This is a genomic window from Nocardioides sp. (genome assembly GCF_034670285.1).
GTDB lineage: Bacteria > Actinomycetota > Actinomycetes > Propionibacteriales > Nocardioidaceae > Nocardioides.
The window spans coordinates 1-4089 of the sequence record NZ_JAXMNS010000352.1; the positions used below are offsets into that span (position 1 = coordinate 1).

The window sequence follows — 4089 nt, forward strand, 5'->3', positions numbered from 1 at the left end:
ATCGCGGTCGTCGTGCTCACCCAGGGTCCCGTCGAGCGCAGCGCGGACCTCGACCCCGACAACCCCGGTCCCGACGGCGCCCAGGCCGTCGCCCGCGTGCTCGCCGACGAGGGCGTCAACATCGAACTCGCGCGCAGCGCCGACGACCTCGACGCCGCCACGGTCGGGTCCGACACGCTCGTGGTCGTGACGTCGTCCGACCAGCTCGGGACCAGCACGACCGACCGGCTGCTCGCCCGCGTCGCCGGTGACGGGGCCGTCGTGGCCGACGGGGCCGACGGGGCCGACGGTGCGGCGCTGGTGGTGATCGACCCGACCACGGTCCTGCTCGCAGAGCTGGGGGTGACCGGAGACCGCGTCGCCCTCGACGACTCGTCGTCGGTGAGCGGCGACTGCGCCGACCCGTCGTACGACGGGCTGACGCTGAGCGTCGATGCCGCCGCCGCGCTGCCCCTGCCCGGCTGCTTCGACGACGTCCTCGTCTCCGAGGCGTCCATCGGCGGGTCCGGCCTGACCCTGCTGGGCGCCGGCGAGCTGCTGTCGAACGACCAGGTGCTGCGCGGCGACAACGCCGCGATCGCGCTTCGGCTGCTCGGTGGGCGCGAACGTCTCGTCTGGTACGTCGCCAGCACCGCCGACCAGGTCGCCGACGACGGCGTCAGCATCTCCTCGCTGCTCCCCCGCTGGCTCTACCCGTCGCTGGGCCTCCTGCTGGCGGGGGCCGTCCTGCTCGTCCTGTGGCGCGCACGCCGACTCGGCCCCCTCGCCACCGAGCCGCTCCCCGTCGTGGTGAAGGCGATCGAGACCACGCGCAGCCGCGGACGCCTCTATCTCAAGAGTGGCGACCGCGCGCACGCCGCCAACGCCCTTCGCTCCGCCACCCGTCAGCGCCTGACCGAGCACCTGCGCCTCGGCACCGACGCCGAGCCGCCCGCCGTCCTGAGCGGCGTCGCCCGTCACCTGGGTCGCCCCGAGAGCGACCTCGCCCCCCTGATCGGAGCCTCGGCCCCTGTGCCCGGCTCGGACCGAGACCTGATCGTCCTGGCCAATGACCTGGCCGCACTCGAGGAAGAGGTACGCCGCGCATGACCGACCAGCCTGCTCAGCAGCACGGGACTCCCCCGCCGCCACCGCCCGCCGACCACGGCACCCACGAGGCCGCCCGGGAACGGCTGACCGCCGTGCGCCACGAGGTCGCCAAGGCGGTCGTGGGTCAGGACGCGGCGGTCTCCGGGCTGCTCGTCGCCCTGCTCTGCGGCGGACACGTGCTCATGGAGGGCGTGCCGGGCACCGCCAAGACGTTGCTCGTGCGCACCCTTGCGGCCTCGCTGGCCGTCGAGACGCGTCGGGTGCAGTTCACCCCCGACCTGATGCCCGGCGACATCACCGGCTCGATGGTCATCGACTCCCACCAGGGCTCAGGATCCTCGGGGGGCGGCGGCCTGAGCTTCCGCGAGGGCCCCGTCTTCACCAACCTGCTGCTCGCCGACGAGATCAACCGGACGCCCCCGAAGACGCAGTCGGCGCTGCTCGAGGCCATGGAGGAGGGCCAGGTGTCGGCCGACGGGGTCACCCGGCACCTGCCCGACCCGTTCCTGGTCGCCGCCACCCAGAACCCGGTCGAGTACGAAGGCACCTACCCGTTGCCCGAGGCCCAGCTCGACCGCTTCCTGCTCAAGGTCGTGCTGCCGATCCCCGAGCGCGACGCCGAGCTGGAGATCCTGAGTCGGCACGCTGGTGGCTTCGACCCACGCGACGTGGCGGCCGCCGGCGTCAGCGCGGTCGCCGGAGCCGACGACATCACCGCCGGACGACGCGCGGTGGGCACCGTGCAGGTCTCCCCCGAGGTCGCGGCCTACATCGTCGACATCGCTCGGGCCACTCGCGTCTCGCCCTCGCTCTCGCTCGGGGTCAGCCCCCGAGGCGCCACCGCCCTGCTCCGTGCCGCCCGCGCCTGGGCCTGGCTGGGGGGACGCGACTTCGTGACCCCCGACGACGTCAAGGCGCTCGCCCACGCCACGCTGGTGCACCGCCTGGGACTGCGGCCCGAGGCCGAGCTCGAGGGTGTCGACGTCGCGCAGGTGCTGGCCTCGGCCGTCGGGTCGGTGCCCGTCCCGCGATGACGATCACCGGACGCGTACCGCTGCTCGCCCTGCTGGGCGTGGCAGCCGTGGTGGTGCGTCCCCTCGCGAGCACGGTCTGGCTCTGGCTGCTGCTCGTGGCGGCGCTGGTCGCGCTCGACCTCCTGCTCGCTCCGCGCACCACCGTGCTGGACGTCGTACGGCGGGCGACCCCGTCGACACGCACCGGGGACGCTGCCGAGAGCGTGCTCGAGGTGCGCGCGACCGGACGGCGCCGGGTGCGTGGACTCCTGCGCGACGCGTGGCAGCCCAGCGCCGGGGCCACCGACAACCGGCACCGCCTCGACCTCGCTCCCGGTGACCGGGTGCTGCTGCGCACTCCTCTGCTCCCCCGCCGCCGGGGCGACCTGCGTGCCGTCGGTGTGACCGTGCGGCTGCGGGGCCCGCTGGGGCTGGCGGCCCGACAGCGCACCCACGACGTCCCGGGCTCGGTGCGGTCGCTGCCGCCCTTCGAGTCGCGCAAGCACCTGCCGTCGCGCCTGGCGCGACTGCGCGACCTCGACGGTCGCGCCGCCGTGCGCGTGCGAGGTCAGGGCACCGAGTTCGACTCGTTGCGCGAGTACGTGCGCGGGGACGACGTCCGCTCGATCGACTGGCGCGCCTCCTCGCGCACCTCGAGCGTCGTCGTCCGCACCTGGCAGCCCGAGCGTGACCGGCGGGTCGTGCTCGTGCTCGACACCTCACGCACGTCGGCCGGGCGGGTCGACGACGTCCCGCGGCTCGACTCCGCGATGGACGCCGCGCTGCTGCTGGCCGCCCTCGCCACCCGCGCCGGCGACCGGGTCGACTTCGTCGCCGGTGACCGTCGGGTGCGGGCGCGCCTGCGCTCGAGCGGCGCGCGCGACCTCACCGGACGGCTCCAGGACACGATGGCCGGGCTCGACCCGGTGATCGCCGAGGCCGACTGGGCCGGGCTTGTCGGAGCGGTCCAGGCACTGGGGCGACAGCGTGCCCTGGTCGTGCTCCTCACTCCCCTCGAGCCGTCTGCGGTGGAGGAGGGGCTGCTGCCCGTCCTGGCGACCCTCACGCGGCACCACCGAGTCGTGGTCGCCTCGGTGAAGGACCCGGCGCTGGAGCGGCTCGCCGCGACGCGCAGCACGATCGCCGAGACCTACGACGCCGCTGCCGCCGAGCGCGAGGTGCGACGCCGTACCCACACCGCACGCATGCTCGGACGCCTCGGGGTGACCGTCGTCGACGCGGACTCCGAGCACCTGCCGCCCGCCCTCGCCGACCACTACCTGGCCCTCAAGGCGCAGGGACTGCTGTAGCGACCTGCCTAGGCCTGCGTCGCGACCGCGTCCTCGAGGAGGTCGCCCGAGAGGTCACCACTGTGGCCCTGGTGCACCGCGCGCCGACCGAGCACGAACACGTAGGCGAAGAAGACCGCCTCGGCCAGCACCCCGATGCTGATGCGGGCCCACGTCGGCAGGGACGACGGCGTCACGAAGCCCTCGATCACGCCGCTGAGCGCGAGGACGACGATCAGTCCGAGCGCGATCGTGACCGCCGTACGGCCTTCGCGCGCGATCGAGGCCGTGCGGCTGAGCCGGCCCGGCTCGATCCACGACCAGAACAAGCGGATGCCGACGCCGCCGGCCACGAAGACGGCCGTGAGCTCGAGCAGGCCGTGCGGGAGGATCAGCCCCCAGAAGAGCGCCCCGCGGTCGTTGTTGATCATGATCGAGCCGATGATCGCGAGGTTCAGGACGTTCTGGAAGAGCACGTAGACGACCGGGAGGCCGAGGATCCCCAACGCGATCGCCTGCGCGCTGACCCAGGCGTTGTTGATCCACACCTGCGCCGCGAAGTGGCTGGCGGCGTACTCGCTGTAGTAGCCCTCGAAGTCGTTGTCGACCAGCTGGTCGACCTCCGGGGGCGAGAGCAGGCTCTGCTCGACGGTCGGGTTGCCCAGCAGCCAGAGCATGATCACGCCGGTGACGCCGAC

The 4089-nt window shown here is 73.6% G+C and carries 4 protein-coding genes; 3 read left to right on the forward strand and 1 reads right to left on the reverse strand.

Features of this window, described 5'->3' with window-relative positions; all coding sequences use genetic code 11:
• The 3 genes from VOI19_RS15580 to VOI19_RS15590 form a co-directional block, all read left to right on the forward strand.
• Positions 1-1089: DUF4350 domain-containing protein (locus VOI19_RS15580; RefSeq protein ID WP_323793881.1), on the forward strand; the 1089-nt coding region annotated here is incomplete at its 5' end.
• On the forward strand, positions 1086-2123 hold the full coding sequence (locus VOI19_RS15585) for a MoxR family ATPase (protein WP_323793882.1): 1038 nt from the start codon (positions 1086-1088) through the stop codon (positions 2121-2123). The genes VOI19_RS15580 and VOI19_RS15585, both read left to right, overlap by 4 nt.
• Positions 2120-3412, forward strand: a complete 1293-nt coding sequence (locus tag VOI19_RS15590; RefSeq protein ID WP_323793883.1) for a DUF58 domain-containing protein — start codon at positions 2120-2122, stop codon at positions 3410-3412. Before VOI19_RS15585 ends, VOI19_RS15590 begins: the two co-directional genes overlap by 4 nt.
• An 8-nt stretch (positions 3413-3420) precedes the next feature.
• Here the strand turns inward: VOI19_RS15590 and VOI19_RS15595 are convergent.
• Positions 3421-4089, reverse strand: a 669-nt coding sequence (locus VOI19_RS15595; RefSeq protein WP_323793884.1) for a stage II sporulation protein M, incomplete at its 5' end; no start/stop codon positions are given.

Bases quoted from the DNA above. Each gene is read 5' to 3' on its own strand.
- VOI19_RS15590 (WP_323793883.1), top strand. From the start codon at position 2,120: ATGACGATCACCGGACGCGTACCGCTGCTCGCCCTGCTGGGCGTGGCA.
- VOI19_RS15585 (WP_323793882.1), top strand. From the start codon at position 1,086: ATGACCGACCAGCCTGCTCAGCAGCACGGGACTCCCCCGCCGCCACCG.